16 protein-coding genes are annotated in these 14743 nt (G+C 64.1%); 9 read left to right on the top strand and 7 right to left on the bottom strand.

What is annotated here, in order from left to right:
• Positions 1–7: 7 nt before the first annotated feature.
• From rbsK to ACTJK6_RS04405, 5 genes are read right to left on the bottom strand one after another with little or no spacing between them, the layout of a single operon-like run.
• The gene (gene rbsK / locus ACTJK6_RS04425) at positions 8–973 is read right to left on the bottom strand and encodes a ribokinase (RefSeq protein WP_440838411.1); all 966 of its coding nucleotides are present in this window, start codon (positions 971–973) and stop codon (positions 8–10) included.
• Between the two features lie 37 nt (positions 974–1010).
• Positions 1011–2051, bottom strand: a complete 1041-nt coding sequence (locus ACTJK6_RS04420; protein ID WP_232042373.1) for a LacI family DNA-binding transcriptional regulator — start codon at positions 2049–2051, stop codon at positions 1011–1013.
• Between the two features lie 18 nt (positions 2052–2069).
• Positions 2070–3077 carry an ABC transporter permease gene (locus ACTJK6_RS04415; protein WP_440838410.1) on the bottom strand — a complete coding sequence of 336 codons (1008 nt, stop codon included), beginning with the start codon at positions 3075–3077 and terminating at the stop codon, positions 2070–2072.
• Positions 3067–4647 carry a sugar ABC transporter ATP-binding protein gene (locus tag ACTJK6_RS04410; RefSeq protein WP_440838409.1) on the bottom strand — a complete coding sequence of 527 codons (1581 nt, stop codon included), beginning with the start codon at positions 4645–4647 and terminating at the stop codon, positions 3067–3069. The genes ACTJK6_RS04415 and ACTJK6_RS04410 overlap by 11 nt, the downstream gene beginning before the upstream one ends.
• Before the next feature lie 29 nt (positions 4648–4676).
• A complete protein-coding gene (locus ACTJK6_RS04405) occupies positions 4677–5636 on the bottom strand; it encodes a sugar ABC transporter substrate-binding protein (RefSeq protein WP_232042376.1) in 960 nt (319 codons plus the stop codon).
• A gap of 423 nt (positions 5637–6059) precedes the next feature.
• Here ACTJK6_RS04405 and iscR point away from each other — a divergent pair, with 423 nt between their 5' ends.
• The 9 genes from iscR to iscX all read left to right on the top strand — a co-directional run bounded on the left by iscR (position 6060) and on the right by iscX (position 12085).
• Positions 6060–6653, top strand: a complete 594-nt coding sequence (iscR, locus tag ACTJK6_RS04400; protein ID WP_232042377.1) for a Fe-S cluster assembly transcriptional regulator IscR — start codon at positions 6060–6062, stop codon at positions 6651–6653.
• 73 nt (positions 6654–6726) lie between these two features.
• Positions 6727–7944, top strand: coding sequence for an IscS subfamily cysteine desulfurase (locus tag ACTJK6_RS04395; protein ID WP_232042378.1), 1218 nt, complete (start codon positions 6727–6729; stop codon positions 7942–7944).
• 61 nt (positions 7945–8005) lie between these two features.
• Positions 8006–8407 (top strand): Fe-S cluster assembly scaffold IscU, encoded by a 402-nt coding sequence (gene iscU / locus ACTJK6_RS04390; RefSeq protein WP_004635709.1) that lies wholly within the window; start codon positions 8006–8008, stop codon positions 8405–8407.
• 26 nt (positions 8408–8433) lie between these two features.
• Positions 8434–8754 (top strand): iron-sulfur cluster assembly protein IscA, encoded by a 321-nt coding sequence (gene iscA, locus ACTJK6_RS04385; protein ID WP_045204421.1) that lies wholly within the window; start codon positions 8434–8436, stop codon positions 8752–8754.
• Positions 8755–8764: 10 nt separating this feature from the next.
• Positions 8765–8965 (top strand): DUF3565 domain-containing protein, encoded by a 201-nt coding sequence (locus ACTJK6_RS04380; protein WP_147214200.1) that lies wholly within the window; start codon positions 8765–8767, stop codon positions 8963–8965.
• A 34-nt stretch (positions 8966–8999) separates the two neighbouring features.
• Positions 9000–9539 carry a Fe-S protein assembly co-chaperone HscB gene (hscB, locus tag ACTJK6_RS04375; RefSeq protein WP_440838408.1) on the top strand — a complete coding sequence of 180 codons (540 nt, stop codon included), beginning with the start codon at positions 9000–9002 and terminating at the stop codon, positions 9537–9539.
• 69 nt (positions 9540–9608) lie between these two features.
• On the top strand, positions 9609–11474 hold the full coding sequence (hscA, locus tag ACTJK6_RS04370) for a Fe-S protein assembly chaperone HscA (RefSeq protein WP_260804262.1): 1866 nt from the start codon (positions 9609–9611) through the stop codon (positions 11472–11474).
• Positions 11475–11520: 46 nt separating this feature from the next.
• Positions 11521–11859 (top strand): ISC system 2Fe-2S type ferredoxin, encoded by a 339-nt coding sequence (gene fdx / locus ACTJK6_RS04365; protein WP_024976131.1) that lies wholly within the window; start codon positions 11521–11523, stop codon positions 11857–11859.
• Between the two features lie 31 nt (positions 11860–11890).
• Positions 11891–12085 (top strand): Fe-S cluster assembly protein IscX, encoded by a 195-nt coding sequence (gene iscX / locus ACTJK6_RS04360; RefSeq protein WP_009238557.1) that lies wholly within the window; start codon positions 11891–11893, stop codon positions 12083–12085.
• Positions 12086–12164: 79 nt separating this feature from the next.
• On the opposite strand, the gene ACTJK6_RS04355 is transcribed toward iscX, so the two are convergent.
• Both ACTJK6_RS04355 and lysS read right to left on the bottom strand, forming a co-directional pair.
• Positions 12165–12908: a glycine zipper 2TM domain-containing protein gene (locus tag ACTJK6_RS04355; protein WP_440838407.1), complete on the bottom strand. Its 744-nt coding sequence runs from the start codon at positions 12906–12908 to the stop codon at positions 12165–12167.
• A gap of 267 nt (positions 12909–13175) precedes the next feature.
• On the bottom strand, positions 13176–14720 hold the full coding sequence (gene lysS / locus ACTJK6_RS04350; protein WP_260804260.1) for a lysine--tRNA ligase: 1545 nt from the start codon (positions 14718–14720) through the stop codon (positions 13176–13178).
• Between the last annotated feature and the right edge of the window lie 23 nt (positions 14721–14743).

Raw genomic sequence — 14743 nt, 5'->3', positions numbered from 1 at the left:
TAGTGGTCTAGTGGGTTGCGGGCGCGGCAGGCGCGCCCAACTCGCTGCGGAACGGGATGGACGGCTGCGCGCCGAGCCGCGTGACTGACACTGCCGCAGCGGCCTGTCCAAATTCGACGGCTGCATCGGGCATCGCACCCTCTGCCAGCGCCGCGGCCAGCGCGCCGACAAACGTATCGCCGGCAGCGGTGGTATCGATGGCGTGCGCGGTGGGGGCCGCCATCAGCACGCGCGAATGGGCATCCACGTAGGCAACGCCGCGCGCACCCAGCGTGACAATCACGTGCCGCGCACCTTGCGCATGGAGATCAGCAGCGGCATCCAGCGCAGCTTCGGGCGAATCGACAGTCCGCGCTGTCAGCAGCGCGGCTTCGGTCTCGTTCGGGATCAGGTAATCGCAGGCGGCGATCCATGGCGTGGGCAGTGGGCCGAGGGCGGGTGCCGGGTTCAGGATGACCGTTTTGCCAAGCCGCTGGCCCAGTTTGAGCGCGCATTCCACCGCATCGGGCGGAGATTCCAACTGACAGACGATCACGCGCGCGCGTTCGAACGCGGCACGCTGCGCTTCGATCATCGTTGGCGTCAGCAATTCGTTGGCGCCGGCCACGATGACGATGGTGTTCTGGCCGCTGTTGGCCACGGTCACGCAGGCGATGCCGGTGGCCGCCCCGGCGTGCACCGACACCATCGACGTGTCCACGCCTTCGCGGCGCAGGCCGTCGCGTAACGCCGTCCCGTAAGCGTCGTCGCCCACGCAGCCGAGCATGGCGACACGGGCGCCCAGACGCGCGGCTGCTACGGCCTGGTTGGCGCCCTTGCCGCCCGGGATGGTTTCCAGCGCAGGGGCAGCAACCGTTTGCCCGGGCCGCGGCAAGCGTGGCGTGCGGATCACGAGATCCATATTCAAGCTGCCGACGATCAATACGTCGGCAGCGGGGTGCGCAGAAGAGGCGGAAGGGCGCTTGGCCACCATGGCGGGACGACGTTGAAAGCGTGAAAGGAATGCGGGCTCAGGCGGCGCGGGCCGGGCGCTCGGGTTCGGCGGTCGATTCGCGCAAAGACAGGCGCGGCGGCAGCACGATGCGGCGCGCACGCGGCTCTTCCACGGGGTGGCGCAAGGCGTTGTCGCCGAGGTGTTCAAGCAGCGTCTGCGCGGTGGTCTCGCCCAACTGGCGGATCGATTGGCCAACGGTGGACAGGGCCGGATAGACGTAGCGGCTCAGTTCGATGTCGTCAAAGCCCATCACGGACAGCGCCTTCGGGACGGGAATGCCCAGCTCGGCCGCAGCGCGCAGCGCGCCGATGCCCATCAGGTCATTGCCGGCGAAGATGGCCGTGGGCATCTCTCCTTCGGTCAGCAACTGGCGCGCGGCGCGATAGCCGCCGGGGCTGGTGAAATCGCCTTCGGCAATGCGGGCGGACGCTTCCGGCACGCCGGCTTCGCGCAGAGCGCGGTGGAAACCGGCCAGGCGCTCTGCCGTCACGCTCAGTGACGACGGCCCACTGATGCAGGCGATGCGGCGGTGGCCGAGGTCCAGCAGATGTTTGGTCGCCATGTACGCGCCTTCTTCGTGATCGACCTGCACCTGATCGGCCTGGATGCCTTCGGTCGGGCGGTCGACCATCACGATGGGCAGGGCGGATTCACCAAGCGCTTCCACCAATGCCGTGTCCGGCCCGGCACTGCTGACGATGATGCCGTCGACACGTTTTTCCATCAGCACGCGCAGGTAGTCGCGCTGCTTGCGGGGGTCGTCGTCGGAGTTGCAGAGGATGACGCTGTAGCCGGCGGCAGCGCACACGTCTTCAATGCCGCGTGCCAACTCCGCAAAGTACGGGTTGGTGGCGGTGGGTACGAGCACACCGATGGTGCGTGTAGTGCGATGCTTGAGCGAGCGCGCCACGGCGCTGGGCACATAGCGCGTGGCGCGAATGGCTTCTTCCACGCGCTTGCGTGTCTCGGCGTTGACCGGTCTTGTGTTGTTGATGACGTGCGAGACGGTGGTGAACGAAACTCCGGCCAGTGCGGCCACGTCCTTGATGGTTGCCATGACGATCTCCTCTGTCTCTCAATGTTGCTTGCTGCGGTTGCGCTTGCTGCGATAGGTATCCATGACCACGGCCGCGACGATGACCGCGCCCGTGATGATTCGTTTGGTGGGCTCCGATGCGCCGATCTGCGCAAGGCCCGATTCGAGCACCGAGATGATCAGCACGCCAAACAGCGTGCGCACGACCGAACCGCGCCCGCCCATCAGGCTCGTGCCGCCGATCACCACGGCCGCGATCACTTGCAGTTCCATGCCCACCCCGGCGTTCGGATCAGCCGCTTCCAGGCGCGACACCTGGAACAGCGCGGCCAGGCCCGAGAGCAACCCCATCAACGCGAACACCGCAATCTTGTAGGGGTGCGGATTCACGCCCGCCAGCCGTACGGCTTCTTCATTGGTGCCGATAGCCACCAGGTAGCGGCCGAACACCGTGCGCACCAGCACGATCTGGCCAACGATCGTGATGACAATCGCAATCAGGAAAGATGGCGCAATGCCCAGTGCGATGGGATTGGCCAGCCAGTCGACTGCGCTGCCGATGTACACCGTGCGCGAATCGGTGAGGCTGTAGGCGAGGCCGCGCGCCATCTCCAACACGCCCAGTGACACGATGAACGACGGGATACCCCAATGCACGGTGACCGCCCCGGTCAACATGCCGGCCGCCGTGGCCAGCACTACGCCCGCCAACGCGGCCGGCAACAAGCCCCAGCCGAACTGGGTCATGGCAACAGACAGTACCGAAGCCGCCAGCGCCAGCACCGAGCCCACCGACAGATCGATCCCGCCGATCATCAGGATGAAGGTCATGCCCACCGCCATCACCAGCAGGTCGGGGATCTCGTTGGCGATGGTGGTGAACGTGGGCAGCGAGAAGAACGTCGGTGACAGCGTGCCGAACAGCACCAGCATGGCGATCAGCGCAGCGAGCAACCCGCCGATGGTCCCAAGCGACATGCCCAGCGCTGCGCGCGTGCCGGCAGCCGCTGCGGGCGGCGTGGGGGGCAGGGTGGAATCAGAGCGCATCTGCGGTCTCCGAGGGCGATTGAGGAGCACGTGAGTCGGAGTCTCCCGATTCACCGAAAGCGGCGGCGAGCAGGGCATCCTGGCTCCAGCCGTCGCGTTGGAAGATTTGTGTCAGCCGCCCGGCGCGCATGACGCCAATGCGGTCGCACAGTTGCATGAGTTCGCGCAGATCGCTCGACACCACGACGAGCGCCTTGCCTCGCGCGGCCAGCGCGTCGAGCAGCGTATAGATGTCGAACTTGGCGCCGACATCCACGCCTCGCGTGGGTTCATCGAATAGCAGCACGGGGGTGTCGCGCTCCAGCCAGCGCGCAATCGCCACCTTCTGCTGATTGCCGCCCGAAAGTTCACCCACCGGTTGCTCAGGCCCAGCGCAACGGACGCGCAATGCGCCGATGTGTCGCTGCGCCAGCGCACGCTCGCGCGCAGGTTGCAGCCAGCCGCGCTTCGTGACGCTTGGCATGTTGCCCAGCGCGATGTTGGTCGCGATGGGCAGGCTCAGCATCAGGCCTTCGTCCTTGCGGTCTTCAGTGAGCAAGCTGATGCCGTGACGCACTGCGTCGCCAGGCGAGCGGATGCGCGCAGGCGCCAGCGGCGTACCGACTTCGACGGTGCCTGCATCCGCGCGGTCCGCCCCGAAGATCAGCCGCAGCAATTCCGTGCGGCCCGCACCGACTAGGCCGGCGATGCCGAAGATCTCTCCTGGCGCCACGTCGAAGCTCACGTCGCGCACGGCCGGCGCACGCGTCAGGCCGGTCACCCGCAGCGCAGGTGAGCCGTCGCCAAGCCACGGCGCACGCGCGGCCCGTTGCGCTTCCGAAGAAGCGCCCACCTCGCGGCCGACCATCGCCTGGATCAGCGCATCCTGCGTGACCGTGGCCGCCGGTGCGTCGGTGACCAGCTTGCCGTCACGCAGCACGACGATGCGATCGGCAATGCGCGCCAGTTCGTCCAGGCGGTGGGAGATATAGACGATCGCCACGCCTTCGCGGCGCAGCGCGTCGATGCGCTCGAACAGCGTGGCGCTCTCGTGCGCGCTCAGCATTGCCGTCGGCTCGTCGAGGATCAGCACCCGGCATGCGCTGGCCAGCGCGCGGGCAATTTCGATCATCTGCCGGTGGCCGATGCCGAGCGTGTGTACGGGCGTCCAGGGATCGAGGTCCAGCCCCACGCGTGCAAGCGCCTGTTCGGCCCGATGATGCAGGGCAGAACGATCCACAAAACCCAGCCGCCGGGGCAGTTCGCCGAGGAACAGGTTCTCGGCCACCGTCAGCGTCGGCACCATGCTCAGCTCCTGCAGCACCATGCGCACGCCCAGCGCTTCGGCAGCGCTGCGCGAATCGGGTGCGTACAGTGTGCCGCCCAGCGTCATCGAACCCGAGGTCGCCGTCTCCAGCCCGCAGAGGATCTTGGAGAGCGTGCTCTTGCCGGCGCCGTTCTCCCCCGTGAGTGCAAGCACCTCGCCCGCGTGCACGTCGAGATCGATATCTCGTAGCACGGGTGCAGCGTAGTGCTTGCTGACGGCGGAGACGCGCAGCAGCGGCGGGCGCGGTTCGTAAGCGGCAGACATGGCTGGCGGCGGCTTGCCGGTCTGTGGCGTTACGTGCGCGTGACGAGGTTGACTGGTGTCTCGACGACACCCGACAGCTTCGCCTGCGGCGTCTTGGCGGCCAGCGCCTTCAGGGCCGTCTCGATGCCGTAGACGGCTTGCTGATCGGCGTGCTGATCCGCAGTGGCAGCGACGCGTCCGTCAGCCAGCATGGCCTTGATGGCTTCGATGTTGTCATAGCCGCCAATCATCACCTTGCCCAGCTTGCCCGCTGCGCGCACCGCCGATACGGCGCCGATGGCCATGTTGTCGTTGCCGCACAGCAGCGCCTTCAGGTCAGGCTCGGAGCGCAGCATGGCGGCCGCCACCTTGTTGCCCTTGTCGATTTCCCATTCGCCCGATTGCACGCCTGCGATCTTCAGCTTGGCGGCTTCGGCCGCGTCCTTGAAGCCGGCGGTGCGCTGCTGCGCGTTCGTGGTGGTCGGAATGCCTTCGATGATGCCCACGGCATCGCCGGGCTTGAGCGACTTGGCAACGAAGTCGCCCACGAGTCGCGCACCTTTGCGGTTGTCCGGCCCCACGAAAGGCACGTTCAGCCCTTTCTCCTTGAGCGCCGCCGGGTCCAGCCGGTTGTCGATGTTGATGACGAGAATGCCCGCGTCCACGGCCTTCTTGACCACCGGCACCAATGCCTTGGAGTCGGCCGGCGCCAGCACCAGCGCATCCACACGCGCGACGATCATCTGCTCGACCAGGCGGATCTGCCCGGCCGTGTCGGTTTCGTCGCGAATGCCGTTGGTCAGCAGCGAGTACTCCGACGCATGGTCCTTCTGATGCTTACGGGCGCCGTTCTCCATGGTCAGGAAGAACTCATTGGCGAGCGACTTCATCACCAGTGCCACTTTGGGCGGCTGGTTGGCGGCGTACGCCAGCGAAAACGGGAACGGCAGAGCAGCAGCTACGGCAGAGCCCACGCCAATTTTCAGGGCGCGGCGACGGCGGATATCCATGGTGTCTCCTCCAGGAAGAGGCCTGTCTGGGGCGGGTGGATGCGGGCGTCGTTGCCGCTTCATGCCGTAAGGCATTCCTAAGGGCAATCGCGCCTCGCTCTTCGCAAACGTTTGCGTATCTGACAGTCTCGGCTACCGCGTAACAGAAGTCAACAGAATTGCGCTTTACACCGCATAAGGAAAAACCCGTAGTGACGCCGCCTGCGCGCTTTGCGCGCCAGTTGCGTTGCGGGAGTGGCGTGATAGCCCTATCGAACGTGGTTGATTGTTTTAGTCCACAATACGGCCTGCCGCGTGGTCACCCCGTTTTTTGGGCGCCGCAAATCCCCTTGCTGCGACGCGGAATCCCCCGACGCCTTAGTTGACCGATTTTGTCGGGTTCCTTTATACTTGAGCAAAACGATCAGGTATTTCCCCGACGCCATGAGATTGACCACCAAAGGCCGCTTCGCGGTCACCGCCATGATTGACTTGGCGCTGCGCCAAGAGCAGGGTCCGGTCACGCTGGCTGGCATCAGCCAGCGTCAGAAGATTTCGCTGTCGTATCTGGAGCAGCTGTTCGGCAAACTGCGCCGCCACGAAATCGTGGAAAGTGTGCGCGGGCCGGGCGGCGGCTACAGCCTCGCGCGCCGTGCCGGCGACGTGACCGTTGCCGACATCATCATCGCCGTGGACGAGCCGCTGGACGCCACCCAGTGTGGCGGAAAGGGCAACTGCGGCGGCGAAGAGCATGTCGGCGGTCACACGGGCCGCTGCATGACACACGACCTGTGGGCCACGCTCAATCAGAAGATGGTCGAGTATCTCGATTCGGTGTCGCTGCAGAACTTGGTCGATCAGCAACGCGAACGTCAGCCGGAAGTGATTCAGGATATGCGCGAAGCACGTCCGGCGCGCCGCGAACGTGCGCCGACACGCGCACGCGCGGTCGATACGCCCGCCGCCACGTCGGTGGCCGCAGAGCCGGTCAAGCGAGCGCCGCTGGTCAACTCCGTTTTCAGCCTGGCGCAGTCGTGATTGCGTCGGCGTGAGGCTGGCCACGACGCGAGCCCACACAAGAACATCGCCCCCCACACAAGGCAGACAAGATATGAGCACCCCGCAACTTCCCATCTACATGGACTATTCCGCGACGACGCCGGTGGATCCGCGCGTGGTCGACAAGATGATCCCGTACCTGCGCGAGAGCTTCGGCAATCCTGCTTCGCGCAGCCACCCGTTTGGGTGGGAAGCAGAGAAGGCCGTCGAGACCGCGCGCGAGCAGGTTGCAGCGCTGGTGAACGCCGACCCGCGCGAAATCGTCTGGACGTCCGGTGCTACCGAGTCCGACAACCTCGCCATCAAGGGCGCTGCCAACTTCTACAGCAGCAAGGGCAAGCACATCATCACCGTGAAGACCGAGCACAAGGCTGTGCTGGACACGACGCGTGAGCTGGAGCGCCAGGGTTTCGAAGTGACGTATCTGGACGTGAAGGACAACGGCCTGATCGATATCGAAGTCTTCAAGCAAGCCATTCGTCCCGACACCATTCTTGCGTCGGTGATGATGGTGAACAACGAAATCGGCGTCATTCAGGACATCGAGCAGCTTGGCGAGATCTGCCGCGAGAAAGGCGTGATCTTCCACGTCGATGCCGCGCAGGCGACGGGCAAGGTGGGCATCGACCTGCAGAAACTGAAGGTCGACCTGATGTCGTTCTCGGCGCATAAGACGTATGGGCCGAAGGGCATCGGTGCCCTGTACGTGCGCCGCAAGCCGCGTATCCGCATCGAAGCGCAGATGCACGGTGGTGGCCACGAGCGCGGCATGCGTTCGGGCACGCTGGCCACGCACCAGATCGTCGGCATGGGCGAGGCCTTCCGCATCGCCAAGGAAGAAATGGCGACCGAGAACGAGCGCATCCGCATGCTGCGTGATCGCCTGTATCGCGGCCTGAACACGATGGAAGAGGTGTACGTGAACGGCGACATGGAAGCCCGTGTACCGCACAACCTCAACATCAGCTTCAACTTTGTCGAAGGCGAGTCGCTGATCATGGCGATCAAGGATGTCGCCGTGTCGTCGGGCTCGGCCTGTACGTCGGCATCGCTGGAGCCGTCGTATGTGCTGCGCGCCCTGGGCCGCAACGACGAACTGGCGCACAGCTCGATCCGCTTCACGGTTGGCCGTTTCACCACGGAAGAAGAAGTGGACTACGTGGTCGAACTGCTCAAGAACAAGATCGGCAAGCTGCGCGACCTGTCTCCGCTGTGGGAGATGTACAAGGACGGCGTGGATCTGAACAGCATTCAATGGGCGGCGCACTGAGCGCGGCGTTTGACGAAAAATGGGCGCCCCCGCGCCAGCCAACGATTGAAAGAGGTGTGAAATGTCTTACAGCAACCAAGTTCTGGACCATTACGAAAACCCCCGCAACGTCGGTTCGTTCGAGAAGGGCGACGACACGGTCGGCACCGGCATGGTGGGCGCGCCGGCTTGCGGCGACGTGATGAAGCTGCAGATCAAGGTCAACGAGCAGGGCGTGATTGAAGACGCAAAGTTCAAGACCTATGGCTGCGGTTCGGCCATCGCTTCGTCGTCGCTGGTGACAGAGTGGGTGAAGGGCAAGACGCTGGACCAAGCGCTGGAGATCCGCAACACGGCCATCGCTGAAGAGCTGGCCTTGCCGCCGGTGAAGATCCACTGCTCGATCCTGGCCGAAGACGCCATCAAGGCGGCTGTGGCCGACTACAAGGAAAAGCACGGTTCGGCCGAGCAGAAGGCTGCTTGAGCCCGTTTGGATAGAAAGGACGCAGCATGATCACCCTGACCGACAAGGCCGCGCAGCACGTTTCCCGCTACCTTACCCGCCGCGGCAAGGGCGTGGGCCTGCGCGTGGGCGTGAAGACCACGGGCTGTTCGGGTTTGGCATACAAGCTCGAATATGCGGATGACATCGCCGCCGAAGACCAGGTCTTCGAATCCAACGGCGTCAAGGTGATCGTCGATCCGAAGAGCCTTCCGTACATCGACGGCACCGAGCTGGACTATGCACGCGAGGGCCTGAACGAAGGGTTCCGCTTCAACAACCCGAACGTGAAGGACGAGTGCGGCTGCGGCGAGTCGTTCCGCGTTTGAGCGGGGCACATTGAAGCAGGCGATTGTCGGTTTCGAGCGGGACGAGGAGGGCCACTGGGTCGCCCGTCTCGCTTGCGGACACGGGCAGCACATGCGCCACGATCCGCCTTGGCAGTTGCGGCCCTGGACAGAAACCGAAGCCGGGCGCGCCAGCAAGATCGGCGTGGTTGTGGAGTGCCTGAAGTGCGATCGGGGTGAACCGGTCGAATGAGGATCACGAGGCGGCGCTGCCGCTTTTTTTATTCATGAATTCCGGCTTGTCAGCGAACACGACGCATTTTTCCCTCTTCGGTCTGCCCGAGCACTTCGAGGTCGACGACGATGCGCTGAACGCCGCGTATCGCACCGTGCAGTCGCAGGCGCATCCCGATCGCTATGCCCACGCGGGTGACGCCGAACGCCGCGTCGCCATGCAATGGGCCACGCGCGCCAATGAGGCATATCAGACGCTGCGTGACCCGCTCAAACGGGCGACGTATCTGCTGCACCTGCGTGGTGTCGATGTGCAGGCCGAAAACAACACGGCTATGCCGCCCGCGTTCCTGATGCAGCAAATGGAATGGCGCGAAGCGCTGGGCGACGCCAAGGTGGAGCGCAACGTCGATGCGCTGGACGATCTGCTTGGCATGCTGCGCAAGGAAAAACGCGCGCGTTATCAGGCGCTGGCCGGCCTGCTCAATGGCGAGGGCAACACCGCAGCCGCGGCGGATGCCGTGCGCCAATTGATGTTCATCGAAAAGATCGAACGCGATACCGCCGAGGCCATCGACCGGCTGGAAGACTAGAACCCAGAATTTGCGACAATGTTGGGTTTGCCTCGGCAGGCAGCCCATTCGCGCAATCGAGACATCCCCATGGCTTTACTGCAGATTTCCGAACCTGGCGAATCGCCCGCACCTCACCAGCGCCGTCTGGCGGTGGGCATCGACCTGGGCACGACCAACTCGCTGGTGGCTTCGGTGCGCAGCAGCGTGCCGGAAGTGCTGCCCGATGATCAGGGCCGCCCGCTGCTGCCCTCCGTGGTGCGCTATCTGGCCACGGGCGGTGCGCATATTGGCTATAAGGCTCAGGCCGAAGCCGTGCGTGACCCGAAGAACACCATCATCTCGGTCAAACGTTTCATGGGGCGCGGCCTGAAGGATGTCGCCCACATCGAGAATACGCCGTACGACTTTGTCGACGCGCCCGGCATGGTGCAGTTGAAGACCGTGGCCGGCGTGAAGAGCCCGGTGGAAGTGTCGGCGGAGATTCTCGCCACGCTGCGCCAGCGCGCCGAAGACACGCTCGGCGACGAGCTCGTCGGCGCCGTCATCACCGTACCCGCGTACTTTGACGATGCGCAGCGCCAAGCTACCAAGGACGCCGCCAAGCTGGCCGGCCTGAACGTACTGCGCCTGCTGAACGAACCGACCGCCGCGGCCATCGCCTATGGCCTGGACAATGGCTCCGAAGGCATCTACGCGGTCTACGATCTCGGTGGCGGCACGTTCGACATCTCCGTGCTCAAGCTCACCAAGGGCGTGTTCGAGGTGATGTCGACGGGTGGCGACTCCGCGCTCGGCGGGGACGATTTCGACCAGCGCATCGTCTGCTGGATCGTCGAGCAAGCCGGTCTGCAACCGCTGTCTGCCGAAGACACGCGCCTGCTGCTGAACAAGGCACGCGCTGCCAAGGAGTGGCTCTCCACCGCCGACAGCACCGAGATTGACGCGATGCTCTCCACCGGCGAGACCGTGCACCTCGTGCTGACTGCAGAGGCCTTTGCCGACCTGACCGCCAACCTCGTGCAGAAGACGCTGTCGCCGGTGCGCCGTGCGCTGCGCGATGCGGGCGTGACGGTCGAAGAGGTCAAGGGCGTGGTGCTGGTCGGGGGTGCGACACGCATGCCGATCATCCGCCGTGCCGTCGGCCAATTGTTTGGCCAGACGCCGCTCACGAACCTCGATCCCGACCAGGTGGTCGCCATTGGTGCGGCCATGCAGGCCAACCTGCTGGCCGGTAACCGTGCGCCGGGCGAAGACTGGCTGCTGCTCGACGTGATTCCGCTGTCTCTGGGCGTTGAGACGATGGGCGGCCTTGTCGAGAAGATCATCCCGCGCAACAGCACGATTCCCGTCGCGCGCGCACAGGAATTCACCACGTTCAAGGACGGTCAGACGGCCATGGCCATCCATGTGCTGCAAGGCGAGCGCGAACTGGCGAGCGATTGCCGTTCGCTGGCGCGTTTCGAGTTGCGCGGCATCCCGGCAATGGTGGCCGGTGCCGCGCGTATTCGCGTGACGTATCAGGTGGATGCTGACGGTTTGCTGTCGGTGTCGGCACGCGAGACGGTGTCGGGCGTGGAAGCGTCGATAGCGGTGAAGCCGTCGTACGGTCTGGCCGATGACGACGTCGCCCGCATGCTGCAGGAAGGTTTCCAATCTGCCGAAGACGACATGCGCCGTCGTGCGCTGGCCGAAGAGCGCGTTGAGGGCGAGCGTTTGCTCGAGGCGCTGTCGCAGGCGCTGGCGGCCGATGGCGATCTGCTGTCGCCCGAAGAGCGCGCCGCCATCGACACCGAAATTGCCACGCTGCGCACCACCATGCAGGGCGAAGACCACCGCGCCATCAAGGACGCCGTGGATGCCCTGTCGCATGGCACTGACGAATTCGCTGCGCGCCGCATGGACCGCGGCATTCGCAAGGCGCTCGCCGGCAAACGTATCGAGGAGCTCGGCTGATCGCCGATCGCATCCCCTAAAACACCCTTATCGATCGAGTTTTTTCATGCCACACATCGTCGTTCTTCCTCACGTCGAATACTGCCCGGAAGGGGCCGTGATCGAAGCCAAGCCCGGCACGACCATCTGCGACGCGCTGTTGGGCGCCGACATCGAGATCGAGCACGCATGCGAGAAGTCGTGCGCCTGCACGACCTGTCACGTGATCGTGCGAGAGGGTTTCAATTCGCTGGAAGAGGCGACCGAGAAGGAAGAGGATCTGCTTGACAAGGCCTGGGGCCTGGAGCCGAACTCGCGCCTGTCCTGCCAAGCCAAAGTGGCGGATACGGACCTGACCGTCGAGATCCCGAAGTACACGATCAACCACGCCAAGGAAAACCACTGAGCCAAGCGGCCAGCGGAGGAGGGAGCCCATCATGAAATGGAACGACATCCAGCAGATCGCGGAAGCGCTGTACGACAAGTACCCTGACGTCGATCCGACGCGGCTGAACTTTGTTGACCTGCATAACAAGGTTGTCACGCTGGAAGGCTTTGACGACGACCACAAGCGTGGCGGCGAGAAGTTTCTCGAAGCCATCCAGCAGGCGTGGATCGACGAAGCGGAATAAACGCGTAGCCTCCAACGCGTACGCATGAAAAAACCGGCCCGAGGGCCGGTTTTTCTTTTGGGTCGAAGGCGACGGCGGATTAGCCAGCCACCAGCGTACCGTTCTCGATATGGACGCGTTCGCCTGCCTGGAAGCCCGGTGCAGCCTTGTACGTGAAGCTGCGGTTCGTACCGTTGTCCATGCGCACGTTCACACGGTATTGGGTGTCGCGGCTGTAGTAGTTCTCCGCCACATGGCCACCGTAACCGCCTGCCACCGCGCCGCCGACCGTCGCAAGCGTACGGCCATTGCCGCGGCCAATCTGGTTACCCAGCAGCCCGCCCACCACCGCGCCACCGATCATGCCGAGGCCTGTTTCCTTGCCTTGCGTTGTGATCGGCGTGACCGACGTCACATGGCCGGCATAGGGGCTGGCCGACTGGCGCGGCTGTGTTTGCGCGTAGCTGGGGTTGGTGGACGGCGCGCGTTCAGCGTACGACGGTTCACGGGCTCGCGCCGGAGCAGGCGCAACGTTCTGTGCCGGATACGGAGCGGCCTGATTCGGCTGCGTCGTCTGGCCCGGTGCGGCCAACGCCATCGGGGCCGAAGCGCCCGGCATGGCGGCTCCAGATTGCGCAGCCACATTCGGGTCGGTGCTGCCCTGCGTAGCCTTCGATGTCGGCAGCACGCCGGTGATGGCGGCCACAGCGGTCAGGCTTGCGATGATCACGGCCACAGCCGCCGTGGTCATCAGCGGATGCATGCGTCGTGACGACGACGGCACCTGACCCGGCGAGGTGCCACCGTATTGTTGACCTTGGTTCGGTTGGATCTTGTTCGTCATCTTCGTTCTCCTGCGGCCCGTGATTGGTTCGTTGTTCGGCCCTTCGATGATCACAGTGTGGTCCATCGCCCAAACGGATGCCGTTTTAATTTGTAAGCATCTGTACTCAGACTTTTCCCTTAAAAATCAGGTGCTTGGCGGAATTTGATACACAGTGTTGAAGCGCAACGATGTTACAAATAGCGGGGTGGGCGCGCGTTTTGCGCAGGCGCGGGCAATAAAAAACGCCCTGAAAGGGCGTTTTTCCAAGGCGATCGTCCGAGCCGATCAGTCTTCGCGGCGCAGGTGCGGGAAAAGGATCACGTCGCGGATGTTCGGGCTGTCGGTGAGCAGCATCACCAGGCGGTCGATGCCAATGCCGCAGCCGCCGGTCGGAGGCATGCCGTATTCCAATGCGCGGATGTAGTCGGCGTCATAGAACATGGCTTCCTCGTCGCCGGCGTCCTTCTGTTCGACCTGCTTGCGGAAGCGCTCGGCTTGGTCTTCCGGGTCATTCAGTTCGGAGAAGCCGTTGGCGATTTCGCGGCCGGTGATGAACAGCTCGAAGCGCTCGGTGATGCCGGGCAGCGTGTCGGAGCCCCGTGCCAGCGGCGACACTTCGACCGGGTAGTCGATGATGAACGTCGGCTCCCACAGTTGCGATTCGGCGGTTTCTTCAAACAGCACGAGCTGCAGCGTGCCAACGCCGGCGTTCAGGAATTGCGGCGCGTTCGTGTCGATCTTGAACTTCTTCAGCTCGGCGCGCAGGAAGTCGACATCGGCAAGTTGCGCGTCGGTGTATTGCGGCGCGTACTTCTGGATCGCTTGGCAGATGGTCAGGCGATGGAACGGCTTGGCAAGATCCAGCTCGCGGCCTTGATAGGTGAGCGTGGCGGTGCCCGAGGCGTCGATGGCGGCCTGGCGGATCAGTTGCTCGGTGAAGTCCATCAGCCAGCGGTAGTCCGTGTAGGCCGCGTAGAACTCCATCATCGTGAACTCGGGGTTGTGTCGCGGAGACACGCCCTCGTTACGGAAGTTGCGGTTGATCTCGTACACACGCTCGAAACCGCCCACGATCAGGCGCTTGAGGTACAGCTCCGGTGCGATGCGCAGGAACATCTGCATGTCCAGCGCATTGTGGTGCGTGATGAATGGCTTGGCTGCCGCGCCGCCCGGGATCGGATGCAGCATCGGCGTCTCGACTTCCATGAAACCGTTGCCGGCCATGAAGTTGCGCAGCGAGGCCATGGCCTTGGTGCGGGCGCGGAACGTGTCGCGCGTTTCCTTCGAGACGATCAGATCGACGTAGCGCTGGCGATACTTCTGTTCCTGATCGGCCAGGCCGTAGTAGTCGCCCGGCAGCGGACGCAGGCTCTTCGAGAGCAGGCGCAGTTCCGTCACAGCTACCGACAGTTCGCCGGTTTTCGTCTTCATCAGCGTGCCGCGCGCAGCCACGATGTCGCCCAGGTCCCACTTCTTGAAGCTGGCGTAGACATCTTCACCCACGGCGTCGCGGCTGATGTAGAACTGGATGCGGTCGGTGGCGTCCTGCACAGTGGCAAAGCTGGCCTTGCCCATCACGCGCTTGAGCATCATGCGGCCGGCGATGGCCACCTGCACCGGTTCGGCTTCGAACGCAGCCTGTTCCAACTCGCGGTATTTCGCTTGCAGATCACCGGCATGGTGCGTCGGGCGGAAATCATTGGGAAACGCGACGCCTTGCTGGCGGATCTCGGCAAGCTTCTCGCGGCGCTCGGCGATGATCTTGTTGTCGTCCTGCGCCGGCACGGCGGCCGCGGTATTCGATTCGGCCGGGTTGTTCTGTTCGGTCATGATGGTGATGAGAGGGATGTCGG

Source organism: Ralstonia sp. 22086 (assembly GCF_052045975.1).
Lineage (GTDB): Bacteria > Pseudomonadota > Gammaproteobacteria > Burkholderiales > Burkholderiaceae > Ralstonia > Ralstonia wenshanensis.
This window is presented reverse-complemented; position numbering and strand designations above follow the sequence as displayed.